The 24,078-nt window shown below is 45.4% G+C and carries 18 protein-coding genes; 12 read left to right on the forward strand and 6 right to left on the reverse strand.

All coding sequences use genetic code 11. The annotated features are described in order from the left end of the window. Window positions 1–95: 95 nt before the first annotated feature. Window positions 96–1,499, forward strand: coding sequence for a sensor histidine kinase (locus NIAKO_RS37385; RefSeq protein WP_165761210.1), 1,404 nt, complete (start codon window positions 96–98; stop codon window positions 1,497–1,499). Continuing rightward, entirely contained in the window at window positions 1,496–2,188 is a 693-nt protein-coding gene (locus NIAKO_RS31705; RefSeq protein ID WP_014222578.1) for a response regulator transcription factor, read from the forward strand. Before NIAKO_RS37385 ends, NIAKO_RS31705 begins: the two co-directional genes overlap by 4 nt. Window position 2,189: 1 nt before the next feature. Here NIAKO_RS31705 and NIAKO_RS31710 read toward each other — a convergent pair whose 3' ends face one another. The 3 genes from NIAKO_RS31710 to mqnC all read right to left on the reverse strand — a co-directional run bounded on the left by NIAKO_RS31710 (window position 2,190) and on the right by mqnC (window position 7,989). Next, a complete protein-coding gene (locus tag NIAKO_RS31710; RefSeq protein WP_014222579.1) occupies window positions 2,190–2,483 on the reverse strand; it encodes a hypothetical protein in 294 nt (97 codons plus the stop codon). A gap of 92 nt (window positions 2,484–2,575) precedes the next feature. Then, window positions 2,576–6,565, reverse strand: coding sequence for a response regulator (locus tag NIAKO_RS37390; RefSeq protein WP_014222580.1), 3,990 nt, complete (start codon window positions 6,563–6,565; stop codon window positions 2,576–2,578). A 299-nt stretch (window positions 6,566–6,864) separates the two neighbouring features. Beyond that, window positions 6,865–7,989, reverse strand: coding sequence for a cyclic dehypoxanthinyl futalosine synthase (gene mqnC / locus NIAKO_RS31720; protein WP_014222581.1), 1,125 nt, complete (start codon window positions 7,987–7,989; stop codon window positions 6,865–6,867). A gap of 216 nt (window positions 7,990–8,205) precedes the next feature. On the opposite strand from mqnC, the gene NIAKO_RS31725 reads away from it, so the two are divergent. From NIAKO_RS31725 to NIAKO_RS31760, 8 genes are all read left to right on the forward strand, one after another. Beyond that, complete coding sequence (locus NIAKO_RS31725; RefSeq protein ID WP_014222582.1) at window positions 8,206–9,405, forward strand: aspartyl protease family protein; 1,200 nt, start codon at window positions 8,206–8,208, stop codon at window positions 9,403–9,405. A gap of 176 nt (window positions 9,406–9,581) precedes the next feature. Continuing rightward, window positions 9,582–10,820, forward strand: a complete 1,239-nt coding sequence (locus NIAKO_RS31730; protein ID WP_014222583.1) for a M16 family metallopeptidase — start codon at window positions 9,582–9,584, stop codon at window positions 10,818–10,820. A gap of 27 nt (window positions 10,821–10,847) precedes the next feature. Further along, entirely contained in the window at window positions 10,848–12,134 is a 1,287-nt protein-coding gene (locus tag NIAKO_RS31735) for a M16 family metallopeptidase (RefSeq protein ID WP_014222584.1), read from the forward strand. 185 nt (window positions 12,135–12,319) lie between these two features. Then, a complete protein-coding gene (locus NIAKO_RS31740; protein WP_014222585.1) occupies window positions 12,320–12,667 on the forward strand; it encodes a phage holin family protein in 348 nt (115 codons plus the stop codon). 61 nt (window positions 12,668–12,728) lie between these two features. Further along, window positions 12,729–14,732 (forward strand): alpha-ketoacid dehydrogenase subunit alpha/beta, encoded by a 2,004-nt coding sequence (locus NIAKO_RS31745; protein ID WP_014222586.1) that lies wholly within the window; start codon window positions 12,729–12,731, stop codon window positions 14,730–14,732. 98 nt (window positions 14,733–14,830) lie between these two features. Then, on the forward strand, window positions 14,831–15,364 hold the full coding sequence (locus tag NIAKO_RS31750) for a Uma2 family endonuclease (RefSeq protein WP_014222587.1): 534 nt from the start codon (window positions 14,831–14,833) through the stop codon (window positions 15,362–15,364). 47 nt (window positions 15,365–15,411) lie between these two features. Further along, on the forward strand, window positions 15,412–17,490 hold the full coding sequence (locus tag NIAKO_RS31755; protein WP_014222588.1) for a carboxy terminal-processing peptidase: 2,079 nt from the start codon (window positions 15,412–15,414) through the stop codon (window positions 17,488–17,490). A gap of 35 nt (window positions 17,491–17,525) precedes the next feature. Continuing rightward, window positions 17,526–18,578 (forward strand): LIC11966 family surface protein, encoded by a 1,053-nt coding sequence (locus tag NIAKO_RS31760; RefSeq protein ID WP_014222589.1) that lies wholly within the window; start codon window positions 17,526–17,528, stop codon window positions 18,576–18,578. A 64-nt stretch (window positions 18,579–18,642) separates the two neighbouring features. Here the strand turns inward: NIAKO_RS31760 and NIAKO_RS31765 are convergent, their stop codons facing one another. Both NIAKO_RS31765 and NIAKO_RS31770 read right to left on the reverse strand, forming a co-directional pair. Next, window positions 18,643–20,823, reverse strand: a complete 2,181-nt coding sequence (locus tag NIAKO_RS31765; RefSeq protein WP_014222590.1) for a penicillin acylase family protein — start codon at window positions 20,821–20,823, stop codon at window positions 18,643–18,645. Between the two features lie 9 nt (window positions 20,824–20,832). Further along, window positions 20,833–22,410 (reverse strand): N-acyl-D-amino-acid deacylase family protein, encoded by a 1,578-nt coding sequence (locus NIAKO_RS31770; protein ID WP_041347550.1) that lies wholly within the window; start codon window positions 22,408–22,410, stop codon window positions 20,833–20,835. Window positions 22,411–22,547: 137 nt separating this feature from the next. On the opposite strand from NIAKO_RS31770, the gene NIAKO_RS31775 reads away from it, so the two are divergent. Further along, window positions 22,548–22,808 carry a hypothetical protein gene (locus NIAKO_RS31775; protein ID WP_014222592.1) on the forward strand — a complete coding sequence of 87 codons (261 nt, stop codon included), beginning with the start codon at window positions 22,548–22,550 and terminating at the stop codon, window positions 22,806–22,808. A 143-nt stretch (window positions 22,809–22,951) separates the two neighbouring features. On the opposite strand, the gene NIAKO_RS31780 is transcribed toward NIAKO_RS31775, so the two are convergent. After that, complete coding sequence (locus NIAKO_RS31780) at window positions 22,952–23,140, reverse strand: CsbD family protein (RefSeq protein WP_014222593.1); 189 nt, start codon at window positions 23,138–23,140, stop codon at window positions 22,952–22,954. A 92-nt stretch (window positions 23,141–23,232) separates the two neighbouring features. On the opposite strand from NIAKO_RS31780, the gene NIAKO_RS31785 reads away from it, so the two are divergent. Next, window positions 23,233–24,024 (forward strand): Cof-type HAD-IIB family hydrolase, encoded by a 792-nt coding sequence (locus tag NIAKO_RS31785; protein WP_014222594.1) that lies wholly within the window; start codon window positions 23,233–23,235, stop codon window positions 24,022–24,024. Window positions 24,025–24,078 lie beyond the last annotated feature (54 nt).

Below are 24,078 nucleotides of genomic sequence, written 5' to 3' on the forward strand. Positions count from 1 at the left end.
TGTTAATTAAGGTTAATGGTATTAACCGGCCAACATTATTCGGCTACTTTTGTAAGGTTATGCATGGGCGCCGCTTGTATTTACCGGTTATTCTAATGTTGCTGGCTATAATAGCTGTAGCAACCTTCCAGGTTTACTGGCTTGCCAAAAATTTCAGGGAAGAAAAGCATGACCTGTCTTTCAGGGCCCATGTATTATTTCGCGAAGCCATCCAGCGCATCAGGGCCGAAAAGCTAAAGCTGGATACCAATGGTGATGTTCATTTCAGAAAGATACGTTACGGTGCGGTAGGCATGATTGACGCGCTGCACGAGAAGGTGTTGGATACCCTGGGCCACCAACAGTTCCGCGTATTGCTGAGCAAGAAAGATCCGGGTCACCTGCCGCGCCCCGGCCAGCCGCCAATTGCCAACGAAGAAATTGAAATATTTAAAGATGGACCGGCTCCGGGGATGGTGCGGGTATTAAGCCGCGTGGATTCCCTGCAGGATAGCATCAGCATAAAGGAGCTTTCGGCTAAATATGCGCAATTATTAAAAAAGGAAAAGATCCTGGTTTCCTTTTCAATAACCAGTAAGAAAATTTTGCCGGCTAAAGACAGCCTGTTGGCGCTTCCAACCTTTGACCGGGATAATGAAATGACGGTTGGGTTTAATCATCCTGTAACCTACAGGATGTCTATTGCAAACACCAACCCGGTTGTGTTACAGAAAATGTGGCCGCAGTTTTTATTTTCGCTGATGTTGGTGGGACTTACCGCTTTGTCTTTCTTTTTATTGTTGCGCAGTTTAATTCAGCAACGCAAGCTAACAAAGATCAAGAACGACTTTATCAGCAATATTACTCATGAGCTGAAAACGCCTATTGCAACAGTGAGTGTGGCCATTGAAGCCTTACGGAATTTTGACGCCCTGCACGATCCGGAGCGTACCAGGGAATACCTGGCCATTTCGAGCAACGAATTGCAACGGTTATCGTTCCTGGTTGATAAGGTGCTGAAATTATCAATGTTTGAAAAACACCAGGTGGAGCTGAAAGAAGAAGCCGTTGACCTGGCTGTGCTGGTGAAGGAGGTGGTAGGTTCCATGAAGCTGCAATTTGAAAAATACCGCGCCCAGATCAATGTACAATTACAGGGTTACCGGTTTGGCATTACTGCAGACAGGTTGCATATAACCAGCGTGTTGTTTAATTTACTGGATAATGCCTTAAAGTATAGCAAGGAAAATCCTTCCATTCATATTGAACTAAAAGACGAGGCGGAACAGATCTTTTTACTGGTAACCGATAATGGCATCGGCATTCCGGTAGAATACCATAAAAAGATCTTCGATAAGTTTTTCCGGGTCCCATCGGGCGACACCCACAATGTAAAAGGGTATGGATTGGGATTGAGTTATGTGTCGTATGTTATTCAGCGGCATGATGGCTCCATTGAAGTAGAAAGCCAGCCCGGAATTGGAAGCCGTTTTATTATAAAACTACCTGCAGCCACATGAGCAAGACCAAAATACTTTACGCAGAAGATGAATTGTTCCTGGGCAAAATTGTAAAAGAAAGCCTGGAAAGCCGTCAGTTTGAAGTGGTGATGGAAAGCGATGGCACCAACGTACTCGCCGTTTTCCGGGAAATGAAGCCTGATGTTTGTGTGTTGGATGTAATGCTGCCCAATAAAGACGGTTTTAGCATTGCCGGTGAAATACGCGAAATAAATGGCCGTGTGCCCATCATCTTCCTCACTGCCAAAACACAAACCAACGACCTGGTAAAAGGATTCTCCATTGGTGGTAACGATTACATCCGTAAGCCATTCAGCATGGAAGAATTAATTGTGCGAATTGAAAATGCGTTGCGTTTTAAAGAACCGGGCGCCAAAGCCATTAATGGAAAAGATAGCCTGCAAATTGGTAACTACAACTTTAATGTTGTCCGGCAGTTGCTGACAGGGTATAACGAAGAACGGAAGCTATCGTTCCGGGAAAGTGAGCTGTTGAAATTGTTATACGAAAACCGCGACAAGATCATTGACCGCAAAGACATTTTAAACCTGCTGTGGGGCAATGACTCATTTTTCAACTCCCGCAACCTGGATGTATACATCACCAAATTGCGCAGTTATCTTAAAGAAGATGAGTTGCTGGAAATAATTACCATCAAGGGAGTAGGCTACCGCTTTGTTGCCAGCTGAGTTAACCGATCCTGATCGTTCTGATGGGTTCCTGTTTTTGTGGCTTACCCACCCTGTTAAGGAACCACATAATAGTGAAGCTGGGAATAAAATCGGTACCGGGTAAGATTTCTTCAATAAAGTTGAACATACCACCCATAGCACCCTTCCAGCCGCCGAAGGTTATAAAGAAAATGATACCGGAGATGGGCGCCCAAATGATATCGCCAAACTCACCCAGTCCGGGTATGAGATAGGTGGCACAACCAATGAGGTCCATCAACACACAAAACACCAAAGAGGGTTGTTTCTTCATTTCCTGAATTTAATGATTATAAGACAAATTATAGGTCGGTGGAGTTGTAAAAAAGTTACGGCCGGGCTGTTAAACTTTAGCCAACGGCGTTGCTACACCAATAACATCCTCTTTTTCAATACTGATTCTATTTCTTCCAGTTTGAAAGGTTTTGAAATATAATCGTTCATGCCGGCCTCGATACATTTTTCCTTATCGCCCTGCATGGCATCGGCGGTGAGCGCGATCACGGGAATTAGACTGTAAGGTTGTGGCAGCTGGCGAATGAGGCGGGTAGTGCTGAAGCCATCCATTTCGGGCATATTCACGTCCATAAAGATCAGCTGGGGATCCTGTTGTTGCAATAGTTCGAGCGCCTGTTTGCCATTGGTGGCTTTTATTACTGCAAATCCCATTTTGCCCAATACTTCTGTTATCAACAGCATATTGATGGGTTCATCTTCCACTACCATAATGGTGGCCGCATCGGTAATTTTTTCAATAACGGGGATGGTGCTTATTTTTTCCGGTTGTTGTTTTCCGGTAGTGAACATAGCTGAAAGCGTAGCGTATAACTCGTATAGTTTTACGGGTTTTGACAGGAAACCATGAATGCCCAGTTTTTCGGCCTGTCGCTGGAACATATTTTTCTCCAGCGACGACAGCATCATAATAACCGGGGGCGTATACCCTTGTGATGACCTGCGCATTTCCTGCACCAGTTGCATACCATCCATTTCGGGCATATGGTGGTCGGTTATAATAAGGTCGAGCGGCTCGCTGTTCTGGTGAATGCGATTCAGGATAGCAAGGGCTTCGCGGCCGTTGTGGGCGGTTTCACAGGCAATGCTGAAGTAGCGGAATATTTCCTGCATCAGCCAGCGGTTGCTGGCATTGTCATCGACCACCAGCACTTTGGTTAAAGGCGGCCGGTAGGCGCCGGTTATCTGCGGTTCGATGTTTACAATTTCAAGCGGCAGCTTGAGGGTAAATGTACTGCCACGATTGGTTTCGCTTTCCACCTGCAGGCTGCCATCCATTAATTCGGCCAGGCTTTTTGAAATGGTAAGTCCCAAACCGGTTCCCCCATATTTACGCGTTGTAGACGAATCTGCCTGCGTAAAGCTGTCGAATATTTTAACCAGTTTTTCTTTGGGAATGCCAATACCAGTATCGCGTACTGAGAGGTCGATGTCGATAAACTTTTTACCGTCTTTTACATACATGTTGCCGGCTTTCTTCAGCGACACAAAGATTTCACCCTTTTGGGTGAACTTTATGGCATTGCCCAACAGGTTTACAAACACCTGGCGAATGCGGACCGGGTCGCCGCTAACGCGCGAAGGCAACAGCGGATCGATGTGACAAACCATTTCGAGCCTCTTTTCAAAAGCTTTTACTGATAGAATGTCTATTGCTTCTTCAACCAGTTCATCAATTCTGAAAGAGGTGTTATCTATCTGCAGTTTACCTGCTTCCAGTTTGGAGAAGTCGAGAATATCGTTGATGATATCCAGCAGCCCGTATGCCGATTTCTTTACATTTTCCAGGTAATCGCGTTGCGAGTGTTGTAAGTTGGTCGTAAGCACCAGGTCGGTAAAACCAATAATGCCATTCATAGGCGTTCGCAACTCATGGCTCATGTTGGCCATGAATTCACTTTTAGCCTGGTTGGCCGATTCGGCCATATCTTTTGCCTGCACCAGCTCCTGCTCCATTTGTTTACGCTCAATAGCGGCAGCCAGCGTGGCGGCAAAGGATTGTAGAATGCTGAATTCGGTGATGGTCCAGTCGCGTTCCTGGTTTCTGTCGCCAAAGCTTACAAAGCCCCAGAAATAGTTCATGGTAAAAACAGGCAGTACTGCCGTGGTTTTAATACCGCGTTTTTCATAAAACTCCTTCAGCTCAGGGTCTTTAATATTTTTAACATGGCTGCAGAAGATCTCTTCCCGGATGAGGGATTGGAAAAGCAGTGTATTGCTGCTCAGTTCGGCATTCTGGCATCCGGGTGGCCGGTAGATCAACTCATCGGTAGTGCTTTCCCATTGCCACAACCGGCTGGTATACCATTTATCTTCGGCCAGTACATATTCATTCTTGTATACATTCAGGTTATCAACCTGCAACTTCATGCCCAGTAATTGTATGGCTTCGCCAATAGCCTGATCGAGGTTGTTATTACTGATCAACAGGTGCGTGGCTTCGGACACTGCCTGCAGCAACTGGTCTTTACGGCGCAGGTTTTCTTCTACCTTTTTCAGTGGGGTAATGTTGTGCACAAACCCTAATACGCCCCATACATTGCCTTCCTGGTCTTTCAATGGCACTTTAACAGTGCTCATGGTATTCAACTGACCATTTGCGTAGTTCGGTTCCTCGGGGATGTATATCACCTTGCCGCTCTTCACTACTTCATCATCATCGGCCCAAAAGCCGCGAATGCCACGGGTGGGATCGCCGGTAACGTATTCAGCCGGAAAGCCCACTTCCAGGTCGTCCTTACCAATAACATCCTCCGGCAACCTGCGCAGTGAATCGGCGCAGGACTGGTTGATGAGCAGGAACCGGTGGGAGGGGTCTTTTATAAAGATCCAGTCGGGGGTTGAATTGATGATGGTGCGCAGCAACTCTTCCGATTGTTTTACGTCAACCAGTAGCTGCTCGCGTTCCACCTCCGCCATTTTTTGTTCGGTGACGTTACGGGAGGTGGAAATGATCTTTACCACCTGGTTATTTTCCTTCACGGGTTTTAAAATGCTTTCCAGCCAGATGTATTCATTGTTATTTTTCCGGATGCGGTAACGCAACCTGAGGTTATCGATCCTGCCTAATACGGCGCTGTTTTTTTGCAGAATGAAGGCCTGCACATCGTCCGGGTGAACAAATTCGGTGATGGAACGGCCTTCCATTTCTTCAATAAAATAACCCAGTGCTTTTTCAACCGAGGGCGAAACATACTGGAAAACGCCATCGGGACTGCTTACAGAGATGATATCTTCCGCATGTTCGGCCAGCAGGCGGAACTTTTGTTCGCTGTTTTGCAGGGCCTGCTCGGCAATTACTTTTTCGGTTACGTTTACCCCGATGCCCTGAATTTCTGAAGCCCCATCCTCATTTTGCAGGGCAATGAACTCCCAGTCGGTCCATTGAAAGTTAACGGGGTTCTTCAATGATTTTTTAATCAGCAGTTTGTACACCGTACCGGGGTGAAGCCAGCACAGATCGGCCACTTCCTGGCAGCGATGCAGGTCGCGGGTATGAATGGTGGTATAAAAAGGAACTCCTAAAACCTCTTTTTCATTATAGCCGAAGGCCTGTAAAAACTGTGGATTGGCATAGGTAAAATTCCCGTTGCGGTCTATGCGCACCACGTAGTTGGTTTGCGAATTGAGGATAGACGACAAGTATTGCTTTTCGCGCAACAGGTCGTTACGGGCTGCCTGCAGGGCCGCATAGTTTTGTTTATTATGCCGTAACAGCGGATCGATAACCAGGAAAATAAGGCAGATGAGGGCCACGATGAGCGAAACGAATTTACCGGTATTGATGGTGGAGGATTCCTCCATTTTATCGGTTACCACCCTGGTGTAGCGATCTACCACCTCATTCATCAGCGGGTAGAACTTTTTTTCGCTGTACAGGATCTGTTGTCTGTACAGGGCGCCGTTGATGGCCAGCAGCTGACTATCGGCCTGGAACACTTCCTGGGATACGGCAACAATGCCTTTAAGATGGGTTTGGGCATTGGTGAGGTCGCGGGTAATTTCCAGCAGGTCGTTGGTGACCGGTTCATCCTGGATGATCTTTATTTTGTCGCGAAGCAGCTGGTTGCCGCTGATAATGGAATCGGTAGCGTTGCGTAATTGTTCCCGGATGGCCAATTGTTCCGGTTCGGGCAGATTTCCCCTGGTAAGCAGCATTACGTCTTTGGTAATTAACTGACATAGCGTTTGCTGCTGCCCGCTTATATTCACCAGCTTTACCATTTTCTCATTCTGTTTACTGGACAGATGAACCATGTAATAGCCGAAAAAGTTGAATAGAAGCACAGCCGCAAGCAGCACAACAGCAATTCTTATCAGTTTACGAAAGGGACTGTTCATTGTTTTTCGAGAGTACAATACTTACCCATTATAATAACTGATTTAATACCATTTGTATTGAATATCAACCCTTATTTTTTACTGTAAATAGGGGTTTTCTATCAGTTTTTTAGGTTCCGGATGAATTTGGTAAACAGAAAAGTAAGAAAGGGTTAGGGAAAAGCAGGATGAGGGGGTAGGAATTATTTGCAGGTTACAAGTTACAAGGCTATTATCCTTTTAAAATTGCCTTCCCTGTAACTTGTAACCTGAAACTGTAAGTAAATTATACTAAAACAGCACTTAAAACAGCCGCTACACTAATAATCAATAACCTGTTCTTCAATGATCGAAGGCAGCGGCCGCCATTCGTATTGCTGGTTGCGCAGCTGCGGTTCAAACCCGGCATCTTTGATGGCCTGTTGAATGCTTTTGTAAGTAAAGCGGTGTGGTGCACCGGCAGCACTTACCACATTTTCTTCCAGCATAATGCTGCCAAAATCATTTGCCCCGGAGTGCAGGCAGATCTGGGCAGTTTGTTTACCCACGGTGAGCCAGGAAGCCTGAATGTTCTTCACATTGGGCAGCATAATACGGCTAATGGCGATCATGCGAATATATTCATCGGGCGTGGTGAGGTTATGCACCCCGCGGATCTTTGTCAATAAGGTATCCACATCCTGGAAGGTCCAGGGGATGAAGGCCAGGAAACCCTTGGCTTCGGCCGGTTTTCTGGATTGTACTTCCCTGATCTTCACCAGGTGTTCAAAACGTTCCCGAACGGTTTCCACGTGACCGAACATCATGGTGCCGGAGGTGGTAATGTTCAGTTTATGCGCTTCGTGCATAATATCCAGCCATTCCTGTGAGCCGCATTTGCCTTTTGAAATAAGGCGGCGAACGCGGTCAACCAGTATTTCGGCGCCGGCGCCGGGGAGGCTGTCCATACCCGCTTCTTTCAGGGCGGTCAGCACTTCCTTATGGGTAGATTTTTCGAGTTTGGTGATGTGTGCAATTTCAGGGGGCCCCAGGGTGTGCAGTTTAATGGTGGGGTACAGTTGTTTTAATTGTTTGAAAAGATCAACGTAAAACTGTAAACCCAGCTCGGGATGGTGGCCACCCTGCAGCAGTAATTGATCGCCACCCCAGCGGATGGTTTCATCAATTTTCTTTTTATAGGTAGCGATATCGGTTATGTAAGCATCGGCATGGCCGGGGATGCGGAAGAAGTTACAAAACTTACAATTGGCGATACATACATTGGTGGTGTTAACGTTTCGGTCTATTTGCCAGGTAACTTTCCCATGTGGTACCTGCTTTTTACGCAACTCATTGGCTACAAACATCAGTTCTGTCAATGGGGCTTGTTCAAACAGGGCCATTCCTTCCTCAATGGTCAGAAAGTCAAAATTCAGCGCTTTCGCATACAGCTCATCCAGGTGCATAAAAATTTATTGTAGCAACAAAAGTACTAAACGAACGGTTCAGAATGAATCGTATAAATGGAAATCCGAAGGTTATTGGTACTTCTTTAGCTGCATTTGAGCCGGTGCACCGCGTTGTTTAGTTGTTTTTATACCAATGGTTTAGCATTATCAGATAAATATTTTATCTTACTATCTAACTAATTTCCAGAGCCAGCTACTTATAAACCTGCTCCCATGCGATTGCTGACCATACCCATTCTACTGCTTTGTTTCGCTGTAACGATGGTACAGGCGCAGGAGGAATTTGTTCCGCCGCCTGCCAAAAAGATAGCGCAATTCCCTTTCAGGTTACTTACCGGTGGAATTATACTGATAAAAGCGCGCCTGAGTAACTTTCCCGATACCCTCAATTTTGTACTGGATACCGGCAGCGGCGGCATATCGCTCGATTCTACCACGGCAGATTATTTGAAAATAACAACCCAATTAAGCGACCGCACCATCCGTGGTATTGCGGGGGTACGGCGGGTATTTTTCTCCTATGGCCAAACCCTGCACCTGCCAAACCTGGCGGTTGAGAACCTGGATTTTCATATTAACGATTATGATGTTTTGACCAGCGCCTATGGGGAAAAGATAGACGGCATTATTGGATTGAGCTTTTTGTCGCGCTATATTTTAAAGATCGATTACGACAGCCTGGCCATTTCTGTTTATACAAAGGGCACCTTTAAGTATCCCCGGGGTGGTTTTTTGCTGAAACCTTTCATTCAGACCATTCCCATTTTAAATGCCAATATCAAGGACAACCGGCCGCTGGCTTCCCGCTTTTATTTTGATACCGGCGCCGGCATGTGCCTGCTGCTTTCGGCCGACTTTGTGAGCGATAGTAATTTTGTAAAACCCAAACGCAAATGGTATGCTACACAGGCAGAGGGTTTGGGCGGTAAAGCTCCTATGAAACAAGGAGTTATAAAACAATTGCAGTTGGGGCCATTCCGGTTTAAAAATGTGCCTACCTATATTTTCGACGATGAATTTAATGTTACCCAATACCCCGCCCTTGCGGGGCTCGTAGGCAATGACTTGCTGCGCCGTTTTAACCTCATTCTCAATTATGAGCGCAAAGACATTTATATGATCCCCAATTCGCATTACAGGGAACAGTTCGATTATTCCTATACCGGACTGGGGATGTACGTGGTGGATGGCGAAATTCAGGTTGTGGATATTATGCCCGAATCGCCCGCCGAACAGGCCGGGTTTAAACCGGGCGACATCATTATGGGCGTAGCGAATAACTTCAGTAATAATATTCAAACCTATAAGAACCTGATGCAAACCCCGGGCGAAAGGCTCAGGATCCTGGTGTTGCGAAAAGACGGTCCTTACCAGCTAACCCTGAAGGTGAAGAACATTCTGACGGGGCGTTAACCGTCTTTTATCAATCACTTTCAACCAAATACCTCAACTTGTCGTTAATTTGTAGCGTCCTTCGACTCCGCTCAGGATTGTAGAGTGACCTGTCAGGTCCGCGTTTTTAAGCTGAATAAGTAGGTGGACAAGGCGAACCTGACAGGTCTTAAGAACATTAAAAGCAATAACGGCATATGATACAATTTGAAAAATTTACGCTATCGAATGGCTTACGGGTTATAGTACATGAAGATCATTCCACCCCCATGGCAGTATTAAATGTGATGTACGATGTGGGCGCCAGGGACGAGGATGCCAATAAAACCGGTTTTGCTCACCTGTTCGAGCACCTGATGTTTGGCGGTTCCAAAAACATAGAAGATTTTGAAACCCCACTCCAAATGGCCGGGGGCGAAAACAATGCCTACACCAGTAATGATGTAACCAATTATTATATCACATTACCGGCCGAAAACCTGGAAACAGCCTTCTGGCTCGAAAGCGACCGCATGCTTTCGCTGGCATTCAGCGAAAAAAGCCTGGAAGTACAACGCAAGGTGGTTATTGAGGAATTTAAAGAACACTACATTAATAAACCTTACGGCGATGTATGGTTCAAGCTGCGCGAAATGGCTTATAAAAAACACCCTTACCGCTGGATGACCATCGGCAAGGAACTATCGCATATTGAAAATGCCAGCCTGCAGGATGTAAAAGACTTCTTCTTTAAACATTATCGTCCCCAAAACGCCATACTGGTAGTGGCTGGAAATGTGAAAGTGGAACAGGTCCGTCAGCTGGCGGAGAAATGGTTTGGTAATATTCCTTCCGGTGAAAAATATGATCGCCAGATCCCGGATGAGCCTGTGCAAACAGAGCCCCGCTCCATGGAAGTAAAAGCCAAAGTACCCCTGGATGCCATCTACAAAGTGTGGCATATGGATAACCGCCTGGCACATGGGTATTATGTGGCCGATCTTATTACCGAAGTGTTGGGAGGTGGCGGTTCATCCCGCTTGTACCAGCAACTGGTAAAGGAGAAAAAGTTATTCAGCCAGATAGAATGCTATCATTTTGGAACTATTGATAAAGGCTTGCTGGCCATTGAAGGAAAACTGGTGAAAGGCGTAAAAATGGAAGATGCCGAAGCCGCCATCAACGAAGAGATTGAAAAACTGAAACAGGGCGGCATCAGCGAAAAAGAGCTCACCAAAATAAAGAACAAAACCGAAGCCACCCTGGCATTTGAAGACATGAGTGTGCTTACCCGGGCCAATAACCTTGCCTTTTATGAATTGCTGGGCGACGTAAACCTGTTCAACCACGACCGGGATAAATACTTCTCGGTTACCGGCGATGACATTCTGAAATACAGCAAGCAAATATTCAATCCCAATAATTGCAGTACGCTGAAATACTACAGTGAGAATTAAAGAATAAAAGACGACTAAAAAGAAGATATGCTAAACAGAACAGTTGCTCCTAAAATAATAGATCCGGTTCAATTTGACATAAAATTGCCGGCCACCAAAAAATATAAGCTCGCCAACGGTATTGAAATATATGCGCTTGATATGGGTAGTGAAGATACCCTGATGGTGAACTGGGTTTTTTCGGCCGGTAACTGGTTTGAGAATAAAAAGGCCGTTGCCGCTGCTGCAAATTTCTTATTGAAGAATGGCACCAACAAGCGCAACGCGTTTGAAATAAATGAGCATTTTGAATATTACGGTTCTTACCTCAACCGTTCCTGTTACAACGAAACAGCAGAGATAACCCTGCACACGTTGAGCAAGCACATTAACGAGCTGTTGCCCGTGGTGGCAGAACTGGTGCAGGAATCGGTTTTTCCCCAGGAAGAGCTGGACATTTATGTGCAAAACTCGCAACAGCGCCTGAAGGTAAATCTGCAAAAAGGGGAATTTGTAGCCGGCCGGTTGATCGACGCCTACCTGTTTGGCGAAAAACACCCGTATGGTACTTATAATGAACTGGCAGATTACGCAGCACTGCAACGGGATGATATAGTTAAATTTTACAACGAATATTACAAACAGGGTCGCTGTGTGATATTTGTGGCCGGGAAGTTACCGGTAGATATTATCGACACGCTGGAAAAGTATTTTGGCCAGCTGCCATTAAAGCCGCGCATGGGTGGTGCAGAAGTTATTCAGCATCCGGTACAGCCGGCCACGCAGAAGAAGTATGAAATCCTGAACGATCCCAATGGCGTACAATCGGCCATTCGTATAGCCCGGCCATTCCCTAACCGGCATCACCCCGATTTTCAGAAGGTGATGGTGCTGAACAATGTGTTGGGTGGCTTTTTCGGTTCCCGATTAATGGGTAACATCCGGGAAGAAAAAGGGTATACCTACGGCATTTATAGTTACCTGTTGAATTTTACCAGCACCAGCGGCTGGATGGTGAGCACCGAAGCCGGGCGTGATGTAACGGCAGAGACTGTAAAGGAAATATATAACGAAATGGAGCAGTTGCGTGACGAACCAATAGATGAGGAGGAGCTGAGTATGACGCGCAATTCCATGATCGGCAGCATCCTGGGCGACCTGGATGGGCCGTTCCATGTTATTGGCCGCTGGAAGAGCATGATCCTGAACAATGTAGACGAACATTATTTTGATCGCAGCGTGCAGATCATTAAGACCATTTCGGCCGAGGAGCTGCAGGAGCTGGCGAAGAAGTACCTGGTGCCGGAGGAGTTTTATGAATTAGTAGTGATTTAAAAGGCAGAAGGCAGAAGGCAGAAGGCAGAGAAAATGCCCGCGATACAAGGTCGTGATAAATTTCAAAAAACGCGAGCCATGTTTGCCGTCTGCCGTTTTACGATATAACAGGCCCGTCCCCATAAAACGACGGGCTTGTTACTTTTTTATAGTTTCACCGACTTATACACTAAACCACTATAGTTATGAACTTTATCATGCGTATCATTGTCACCTCCATTGTAGCCTTCGGCCTATCCTACATTTTAAGCGGGGTTCATATAGATACGTTTACAACCGCCATTGTGCTGGCCATAGTACTGGCCATCCTGAATGCCATTGTAAAGCCCATCCTGATCTTCATCACCTTTCCCATTACCATTGTAACATTAGGGCTTTTCTTATTTGTGATAAACGCCCTCATTATTATCCTGGCCGACAAGTTCATAAAAGGCTTTGCGGTAGACGGGTTCTGGTGGGCGCTGTTGTTTAGTTTGTTGCTGTCAATTGTTACTTCGGTATTATATAAAGAAAAAAGAAACGAAAAAGAATAGCCGCCACTACCCACGGATATTTGATTTGCCCTAACTTCATAGTACACTATTTTTTTATTGTATGCACTTCGATAGTAAAGATTTAACCTATGACCAACTGGTTCATTTGTATAAGAGCCTGTTATTGCCCCGGCTGATCGAAGAAAAGATGCTGGTGTTGTTGCGGCAGGGAAAAATCTCGAAATGGTTTAGTGGAATTGGGCAGGAAGCAATTGCCGTGGGAGTTACGCAGGCGCTGGACGAAGACGAGTGGATTTTACCCCTGCACCGGAACCTGGGCGTGTTTACAAGCCGGCATATGCCGCTGCATAAATTACTGATGCAATGGCAGGGAAACCAGAGCGGGTATAGTAAAGGGCGGGAGCGCAGTTTTCACTTTGGAAATGCCCAGCACCATATTTGTGGGATGATTTCGCATTTGGGGCCGCAGTTAGGTATTGCAGATGGAATAGCCCTGGCGCATAAACTACGCAAAGAAGATAAAGTAGTGGTGGTGTTTACCGGTGAAGGCGGCACGAGTGAAGGCGATTTTCACGAAGCGGTGAATGTGGCCGCCGTGTGGGACCTGCCCGTGATCTTTGTGATAGAGAACAATGGCTATGCCCTGAGCACCCCCGTGAATGAACAATACCGTTGTGAAGCGCTGGTTGAAAAAGCCCGCGGTTATGGTATTGACGGGGTAAAGATTGATGGAAATAACATCCTCAATGTATACGACACCATCAAAGGTGTAAAGAAATACTGCCTTGAATACCAGCGGCCCTACCTGGTTGAATGCGCAACCTTCCGCATGCGCGGCCATGAAGAGGCCAGCGGCACCAAATACGTTCCTCAATATTTGTTTGAAGTGTGGGATATAAAAGACCCCATCAGGAATTTTGAGCAGTTCCTGTTATCAAAACAGGTGCTGAAAAAAGAAGAGCTCGATGCCATTCACCAGGACCTGAAAGACTATGTAGACGTTGAATGTAATATCGGGTTCAACGCCAAACCCATGTATGTTGATACAGGCAGGGAGTTGCGCGAGGTATATGCCGAAAACAAGCTGGATGTAAGGGGCATGCGCTACGATGAAGAAAACCCCGAAGCTGCCGGTTCCGTTAAAGAGCAACGGTTTATTGACGCTATAAAAGAAGGACTGCACCAAAGTATGCAGCAACATGCCGACCTTATTTTAATGGGTCAGGACATTGCCGAATACGGCGGCGTATTTAAAATAACAGAAGGTTTTGTAGAAGAGTTTGGTAAAGACCGTGTTCGCAACACCCCGTTGTGTGAAAGCGCCATTTTGGGCGCCGCACTGGGCCTGAACATACAGGGCTACCGGTCGATGATAGAAATGCAGTTTGCCGATTTTGTGACCATGGGTTTTACGCAGATCGTAAACAACCTGGCCAAGATCCATTACCGTTGGGGCCAGTCGGCCAATGTGGTTATAAGAATGCCCTGTGGCGCCGGAGTAGGGGCGGGGCCCTTCCATTCCCAAACCAATGAAGCCTGGTTTGTGCATACCCCGGGGTTGAAGGTAGTGTATCCATCTACCCCTGCCGATGCAAAGGGACTGCTTATCGCCGCCATCAATGATCCCAATCCCGTGTTGTTTTTTGAGCATAAAGCATTATACCGGAGTGTACATGGCAATGTGCCCGAAGGCTATTATGAAACCGAGATTGGCAAAGCCCGGCATGCCCGTGCGGGTGAGGATTGCAGCATTATCACCTACGGACAAGGAGTAATATGGGCGGAAGAGTATGCTGCGCATCATCCTGAGGTGTCCATAGACATTCTTGACCTGCGCACCTTGTTGCCGCTCGATTATGACGCTATTAAAGCTGCTGTTCACAGAACCGGCCGGGTGCTGGTGCTGCATGAGGATACGATGACCGGAGGCATTGGCGGAGAAATAGCCGCCTGGGTGGGGGAACATTGTTTTGAGCTGTTGGATGCGCCGGTTTTGCGCTGTGCCTCCCTCGATACGCCGGTACCATTCAATACCGAGCTGGAAAATAATTTCCTGGCAAAAGCCCGGTTGCACGAAACAGTGGTCAAGTTATTAAAATATTAATATCAGGGGGTTGTATATGGTTAATAATCAATAGTATATATGGATTTCCCCTCTTTTACTATTCAAAGGGAATATGTATCTTTATAAAAAGAATATCAGTGAATAGTACAGCCACAATATTGCCACATTATACATACGATGATTGGAAACATTGGGAAGGGAAATGGGAGTTGATCAAAGGCATTCCACATGCTATGAGCCCCTCGCCTGTTCCAAAACATCAAAGGATTGCAGGAAATATATTTACAGAATTTCGTTTGCCATTAAAAACTTATAACAGGGGTGCCCCCTACCAGCCATTAGATTATCGAGTAAGTGATGATACCATTTTACAGCCTGACATGTTAGTTGTGTGTGGTGAAATTTCCAAACAATATTTGGATTTCACACCAGCTCTTGTAGTTGAAGTATTGTCGCCTTCTACTGCCTTAAAAGACCGGCATACCAAATACGGAATTTACGAGAAGCAAGGAATTAAATATTATATCATTATAGCTCCAGATAAAGAAGAAGTGGAGATATATGAATTAATAGATGGGGAATACCAATTAAAGCAAAATGGTAGAAACCTTGTACACGAATTTTCCTTTTCAGAATGCAATGCCCGCGTTGATTTTAAAGAAATCTGGTAAATCTGTATGTAGTGATCCCCTCCTGAAAACATAACCTTGGAAGTAATATGCGCATATTTCTTGTTCTGATCCTTGTTGTAGCAGGCTGTAACGTAGTTAATGCCCAATCAATTCAAAAAGCTGTTACCGATGCTTATGTGGTGAGCCGCATGGTGGAAAAGTTTCACATTCAACCCCGCCCGTTAGACGATGAGCGGTCGGCAGCCATCTTCAATGAGCTGATGCAGGAGTTGGATCAACAACGCATATTCTTTTCGCAGGACGATGTAAAAAAGTTGTCTGCCTATCGCCTGCAACTCGATGACCAGATCAGGGATAAAAAATCAGACTTCCTCGAATTATTGGTTTCTACCTACAAACAGCGAATGCTGCAGGCAGATACCATGCTGGATAATATTTGTAAAACGCCTTTTAATTTCACCCTGAAAGAAAAGTATACGGTAGCGGAAGACACTACTTACCCCGCAGGCATCCCGGCTATGCATGTAAAAATGTATAAGCTGCTTAAGATGACGGTGCTGGCAGGTATACTGGAATACAACGAACTCGCCTTTCCAACAAAACAGCCAACAAAAAGACTGGTAGACAGCCTGGAACCTTCCCTGAGGAAAAAGGCGAATGTGACCATTAAGCGGTCGGTAAAAAGGATCCTGCAAAGTCCGCTGGGAATTGAATTCATGATCGGCAATATGTATTGCCAGGCGCTGGCGGTGACCTATGACCCACATACCGCATATTTTTCAGCCGATGCCAAGGAGAATTTTGAAAGCCAGCTTGGCAAGAAGCCCCTCGAATATGGATTGACTTTTAGCAAAGACGAAGACGGACATGCGCAGATCGATTACCTGAAACCAGGTAGCTCAGCTTATCAAAGCGGCCGTTTAAATAAAGGGGACAAGGTACAATCCATACAATGGGAAAATAAACAACCTATCGATGTGGCTGATGCAGAGGTAGAAGAAATTGAAAGAACCTTGGCTGCCTCCGGTGGCAATACGGTTAACATTACCGTGAAAAAAGCAGACGGTACTACCAGGCAGGTAGCCTTACATAAAGAACGTTTAGAAGAGCAGGAAGATAAAGAGGAGGATAAAGTAAAAAGTTATATCCTGCAGGGTGACCGCAAAGTAGGTTACATTTCATTGCCCGCCTTTTACTCAGACTGGGAAGGGACACTGGGTATAAACGGTTGCGCCAATGACGTAGCCAAAGAGATCATCAAATTAAAGAAAGAAAACATTGAAGGCCTGATGATAGACCTGCGCTATAACGGCGGCGGATCGTTGCAGGAAGCAGTTGAACTGTCGGGGATATTTATAGATGCCGGTCCGGTAGCACAGCTGAAATATAAATCGGAGCCCAAACCCGAAACATTAAAAGATGCCGTGCGTGGTACCATCTATGATGGTCCCTTATTGTTGTTAGTAAATGGCTTCAGCGCATCCGCCTCGGAAATGGTGGCGGCCGTTATGCAGGATTACCACCGTGCTCTGATAGTTGGCTCACCAACTTATGGAAAAGCTACCGCCCAGATTGTTTTGCCAATGGACACTACCATTAACCTGGAAAACTTCAACGGGAAAACAGCTGCTTCCAGTTATATAAAACTTACCACTTCCAGGCTGTTTAGGGTAAACGGCACTACTGCACAGGCGCATGGAGTACAACCAGATATCGTTCTGCCCGATTTAACCGACGCCGTTCCTGAACGGGAGGTGAATGAAAAATATGCATTGCCACCAACGACTATAGACGCAAACAAATATTATAAGCCACTGGCACCGTTACCAGTGGCGGCTGCAGATGCAGTAGCGAAGAAAGAAGTAGCAGCTTCGCCTTACTTCAGTTATGTACAACGATACCTAGAATACACAAAAACCGCCAACGCAAAACATGATATTTCGTTGTTCATAGATGAAGCCTGGCAGCGGAAGAAAGCAAAAGAACAACAACTGGAGGCGCTCAAAGAACCCAAAGATGACAAAGCCATTTATAAAGTAGTAAAGCCTGCCGTACAAAAGCAGCGCGCGCATGATGGGGAGTTAGATGATGAGTGGAAAGAGAACCTGTTAGCCGATGCCTATGTAAAGATCGCTTACCAGGTACTCGGAACTATGAAACAGTAACCAAAAACCCTTTTATACCAGCCAAACAATCAGCTATGAAAAAAATTGTACGCAACCTGCTCCTATTACTCATGGTATGTATGAGTATTACCTTATCATCGCAAGGCCAGGCAATTGAAAACCCCGGTGAATACATGACCGCTATCAGTAAAGCCCGTGGTGATATGGATGTAAAGTATATGCAATACCTCAGCGCAGCAGCCCATGGCCGTAAAGCCCGTAAAGTGGAGAAGTTACGTGCTGAAGTAATTGAGACCATCAATCAATGCAAATACAAAACAACCGACCTGCCGAAATACAAAGGCGACAACTCGCTTCGCCAAGGATCTATCGACTACATCACCTTGTGCTACCGCGTTTTTAACGAAGACTATAAAAAGATCGTCGATATGGAAGAAGTGGCAGAGCAATCATTTGATGCGATGTCGGCCTACCTGTTGTTGCAGGATAAAGTTTCGGAAAAGTTGAATGAAGGATCAAACCAGTTGCACAAAACTGCTATGGACTTTGCCGCTAAATATAATGTGCGAATAGATAGTACCCAGAATGCATTAAGCAACAAACTGGACCTTGCCGGTAAACTGAACAATTACACCAATTCGGTTTTTCTCATCTTCTTTAAATGTAACTGGCAGGATATGGAAATGGTGACTGCCATGAATAATAAAAAGGTGAATGATGTAGAGCAATCGCGTAATTCATTGTTGCGCTTTGCCACTGATGGGTTAAAAGGCCTTGATACGTTGAAAAGCTTTAATGGCGATCCATCACTGGCTAATGCCTGCCGCGATGTGCTGAAGTATTATAAGAAAATGGCGGAGGCTGATGTGCCGAAGCTTACTGACTTTTATTTGAAGGAAGAGAACTTCACAAAAACAAAGAAGTCGTTTGAGGCCAAGCCAACCAGCAGCCGTACTAAAGAAGATGTGGATGGTTTTAATAAAACGGTGAATGAGTACAACGAGGCTGTGAACAACTTCAACAAAACAAACAACACGATGAACAAAGAGCGCACCCAAACCATGAACACCTGGGAAGCGGTGCAAAAGAAGTTTGCAGATGCGAATATGCCTTATTATAAGGGGTAAGTTGTAGCATTTAAGTGATAGGCCTGTAAGGAGAAACCTTACGGGCTTTTTTGTTTCTCAAACCTCACTCCCCCGGCCGATACGTCCTTTCTGCATGTTGCAACACTTCTTCCTTATAAAACAACACATCCTTAAATATCCCCTTCGTATACATCTTCGCCTGGTCGCCGAAGTGTTTGGAATTGGGATCGCCGCTTTCACCACCAGCGAGTAATGATTTTGCTTTTACCCGCTTGCCAAATTCTACGGCGCAAATAAAGCTGTTGCCATTGTAGCCATACCTTTTTAAGGAGCCATTTACATATTTGCTTACAAACGAAGGCAAACATCCCCAGGTGCTGGCTGCCATACCTACAGGCAAACTCGGTTTGTTATCATCATAGGTTTCCTCCAGATTGCCGGTGAGACGTTGATAGCGGTTAATAGTGCCCCAACGGGTAAACCAGCTGCCATATTTTTTTTTCAGGTCACTCATGGAAGTAAGCAATGTACCCACCAGTTCATTGGCTGTGGCGGTATTAGCATAGATGTGTACCCGTGAAACCAGGTCAACGCCCTTGCCATTTACCTGTACTTTGGCCATTATCGGCATTAAATTTTGTATCCATTCAATGGCCAGGGTAGTAGCTTCTGATGAATCGTTTGCCTTCTGGTCCCAATGCGCTAAAGTAGCGACTGCTTCTGCAAGGCTGCCATTATAGGGATTATTTTTACGGTACTCATTATCGTATGCTTTTACCATTGCAGGGATCAACTCTTCAAATGCTGAGAGCGTAGTATTATACCCATTTGCGATTATGGAATCGATGGTAAATTTTTGCGCCTTCGCCAGTAAGCGTGCCGCAGTAATACCACGGAAGTTTTCCGGTTCAGTTGACATGTACGCCGGATAATTCGCTTTCTTCGGACTACTTATACCTGAAGCTGTAAATGGCGTGGAGTTACAATTCTGAATAAATCCACTGGCTGGGTTATACAAATGAATAGTTTCATTCAATATATGCAGACCCTTCCAATCGGTGGCCTTTGTACTGCCATCAACCGGTTGGTTCCAATCATAAGCAGTATCGCGGCGTGGAATAAAATTACCATGCCAGTAGGCAATGTTACCCTTGTCATCTGCAAACACCGTGTTATTAGAGGCGTTTGACAACAGCTCCATATTCTTTTTGAACGCTTCAAACCCGTTGGCTTTAGTACGCTGCCACGATTGTATCAATGAACTCATAGAACGGTTATTGGCTTTTACACTAAGCCATTTGCCATTCCGGCTGCCCATAACGGGACCATGTTGGGTATACCAGGTGTTAACGGTAGTTGTTTTTATTTGATCGCCATCTTTGTAACTCAGCGTAACGGCACGTTGTTTTACCGGTAACTGCGTTTTCTCATATTGATAATAAAATTGCCTGCCCTGTTTGCTGATCGTTTCTGCATACAGATCAGAAACATCTGAATAACCGGAAGTATGCATCCAGCCACAATGCTCGTTGAATCCCTGGTAAACAAAAAGCTGTCCCCACGTTACAGCGCCATACGCATTCAGGCCTTCTTCACTGATCACATGTACTTCGGGTCTGAAATAAAACGTTACATGCGGATTGATATACAGAATGGCATTGCCCGATGCCGTACGGGACGGCGCCACCGCAAATCCATTGGAACCGGTGGCTACTTCATCTTCTTCAGTTTTTTTAACCTGAACCGTAGAAGTGGGATCGTTGGTGTAAAACTTTTTTAATTCGTCAACGGTTAAGCCGCCACTTTGAATGGCTGCAATACTGCCGTCTGTCCACATCAACTGAAACCAGGGTTCAAAACGCGTGAGTAATGCTGGTTTTACTGCCGGGTGTTTGTACAGGTAATAATTGACGCCCGCTGCAAATGCGTTCAATAGTTTTTTTAACCAGGCCGGACTGTTATTATAGTCGCTTTTGGCGCCGGCTGAATCGATCAGTAGTCGGGTGTACAGATCGGTATACAGGTTTTTTTCGCCATATACTTCTGCACTTCTGCCTAAAATATCGATGTAGTTGGCTTCTACTCTTTTAAAATCATCTTCGCACTGGGCATACAGTAACCCAAATACGCAATCGGCATCGGTTTTTCCATAAACATGAGGGATACCCCAATTATCACGGATGATGGTTACCTGTTTTGCCTGTTGCTCCCACTGGTTTATTTCTTCTTTGGTTTGAGCTACCAATGACACGGGCAATAACAGGAGTAGAATGAATTTCTTCATTGAATAAAGTTAGAATTTTTTCGAGGGGCCGTATAAAGGAATGCCACTACGCGCGCCTGTATGTTTACTGTTGTCAACAACCAATTGACCATTTACCAACACATAATAAAAACCGGTTGAGTATTGATGTGGTTGTTCAAAGGTGGCATGATCGCTCACGGTTTTATCGTCAAAAACCACAATATCAGCGGCCATACCTTCTTTTAATAACCCACGGTCTTTTAGTTGGAACTTTTGCGCTGCCAGCGAGGTCATGCGGCGGATGGCTTCTTCGAGGGAGATCACTTTTTCATCGCGTACATATTTACCCAACACCCGGGCATTGGTGCCATAGCCACGGGGATGCGGCATGCCTTTGCCTGGTACCGGAACGCCGGCATCGGCGCCACTCATGCAAAAAGGATACTTCATGATGTATTTCACATCGTCTTCATTCATGCTGTGGTACACCATTTGTGCGCCGCCTTTTTCTACCATGTCCATTATGGTTTCTGCCTCTTCGGTAGCTTTTGATCTGCGGCCCATCAGCTTGTTAATATCGGTAATGCTTTTGCCATTGTAGGTGCTATCGGCCGAATAACTGGCCACCACACAGTAACTGTAGTTTTTGAATTTGTACTTCTGTAATTGCTGCAGCATTTCTTTCTTGATCTGTGCGCGTAATACGGGATCGTGCAGCCGTATTTTTAAGGAGTCGTTACCACCGGCAAAAGCCCAGTCGGGCAGGCGTACACCAAGGTTGGTACTGCTGGCCGTATAGGGATATTGGTCAATAGTTACATCCCAGCCTTCCTGCCGGGCCTGTTGCACCAGTCCCAGCGTAATGTTGCTGGTGCCCCAATTACCTTTTCCTCCGATCTTAAAGTGCGAGATCTCTACGGGAATATTGGCAGCTTTGCCGATGTTAATAGCTTCATTAATGGCCTCCACGCATTTGTTTTCTTCATTCCGGATATGTGAGGCATAAACGCCGTTGTACCTCGATGCCATCGTTGCCAGTCCAACCACTTCTTCAGTATTGGCAAATGTGCCGGGAATATAAATAAGCCCGGTGCTGAGGCCAACAGCCCCATCTTTCATGGCTTCTTCCACCAGCGATTCCATTTGCTGTTGCTCTGCCGTTGTTGGCAGGCGGTTATCGTGGTGCATAACCTGGTCGCGAATGGTATTGTGACCTACCAATGAAGCAATGTTAATGGAAGGATGCAGGCTATCGATGCGATTAAAAAAGTTTTTCAGATTGGATGCAGAACCTCCACAGTTGCCGGTTATAACTGTGGTAACACCATCGTAAATATAGTTATCGGCTGTAGGCCATTGAAAAATGGCGCCCTCCACATGCGCATGCACATCAATAAAACCGGGCGCGACGATCATTTTATTGGCGTCGATGGTTTTAGGGGCCGTATAATCAGTCAGTTTTCCTACGGCAATTATTTTCCCGGCTTTTACTGCTACATCGCCATAAAACCAGGAGTTGCCGGTACCATCGATGATACGGCCATTCTTAATCAACACATCGCAGGCGTTTTGACCAAGGCAGGTTATACCTGCCAATAACAGGCAGGCCATCAATAATTTTCTCATAGTGTTTGAAATTACTAAACCCTTTTTACATTTTGGGCTGCGTTTTTGTGCTGGCAACCGGGAAATGTTGCTGTATTTCTACAGCAACGTGACAGGCTGGAATGATTATTTCAGCAGTCATATAAAAGGATATTCTTATGAAAAAGACTAATATTTTCTACCAGTTGCTGATAGGTGTGGCGATCTGTGGTTGCCTGTCTTGCGGGAATGGTAGTGAAAATAAAGGGGCAGCCGGAGGTGATTCAACCGTCAATACGAATGATTCAATGAATGCGGTAGATCATGTAGATCCTGCCAACGCTTATCCGCAGCCGCCGGTTACAGGCAGCAACCAGGACAGCAGCCGTACAAAAGATTCAAGTAAGGTGAAAGATACGCAAAATAGACCGGGATATTAAGCAGAATGTGCTAATTGGTTAATGTGCTAATTGGCTAATGTGCTGGAAAAATAATGATTCATAATGGTTGGTTTTGGATCAGTACATAAAAAAAGAAGGAGCTGTTTTAAACGCCCCTTCTTTTTTATTTGTTGAAATAAGTGTTAGCCTAATGATTTAAGCCATTTTACCAGGTCATCGCGGGTTTTACCCGTTTTTTCCTGCATCCGGCCCATCCATTCTTCATCTTTTCCCTCTTCGTATTTAATCTCATCGTCTGTTAAGTTGCCATAGGCTTGCTTTATCTTTCCTTTCCACTTATTCCAGTTGCCTTTAATTTCTAACTTATCCATATTGTAACTGTTTGGATACATCAGTTAAAAACATGTGCCAGCATTTGTTTGATTGGTGCTTGTGCTTATTTTTGCCACAAAAAGGGGACAGATTGAAACAGACAATAAAGGCTATTTTTTTAGATATTGATGGAACCCTGATAACTACCCAAAAAGCAGTTTCCAAAAATGTAACAACTGAAATACAACGAGTTCAAAGTGTTTACAAGACGCCCATGTACTATATTTCGGCCCGGATGCCCAAAGGGATCAATACAGTGGGCAGCCAGCTGAAGCTGAATGAATTGATAATCGCCTATACCGGGGCGATTATTATGGATGGTAAAAATATAATCCGGGAATCGCACATTACTTCAGACATCAGTGCGAGAATTATAAAGGAAGTAACTGACGCGAACATCGAATATGTAGGACTTTACTCTTACGACAGCTGGTACGTGAATGGTGATAATTACTGGACGCAGCGGGAGATCCTGGGTACAAAGGTGGAACCGGATGGGATGGATATTAAAGGTTTTACGCCTGGAAATATTCATAAGATCATGTTGCGCGATACGCCGGAAAAGATTAGTGTGATCGATGAGCAATTAAGAGCGCATGGGCAGGTGAATGTTTTCAAAACCAGGGATACCACGCTGGAGATCTTTGATACCTCCTGTTCAAAAGCAGTATCGGTAAAATTTATGTCGGAGCATTTTAATATTCCATTGGAGAGCATGATGGCAATTGGCGATAGCGAAGGGGATAAAGAAATGATCCAAACAGTGGGTTATGGAATTGCCATGGGAAATGCAGAAGAATCGATAAAAGAGATTGCTTTTGATGTTACCACCTCCAATGATGAAGATGGTGTAGCCCAGGCACTGAAAAAATATTTTCCATAACGAAATTGACCTGCCAGGTAGGCCTCAACATGCTGAATTTACAAGCTGATGTGG

The organism is Niastella koreensis GR20-10, from assembly GCF_000246855.1.
GTDB classification, from domain to species: Bacteria; Bacteroidota; Bacteroidia; order Chitinophagales; family Chitinophagaceae; genus Niastella; species Niastella koreensis.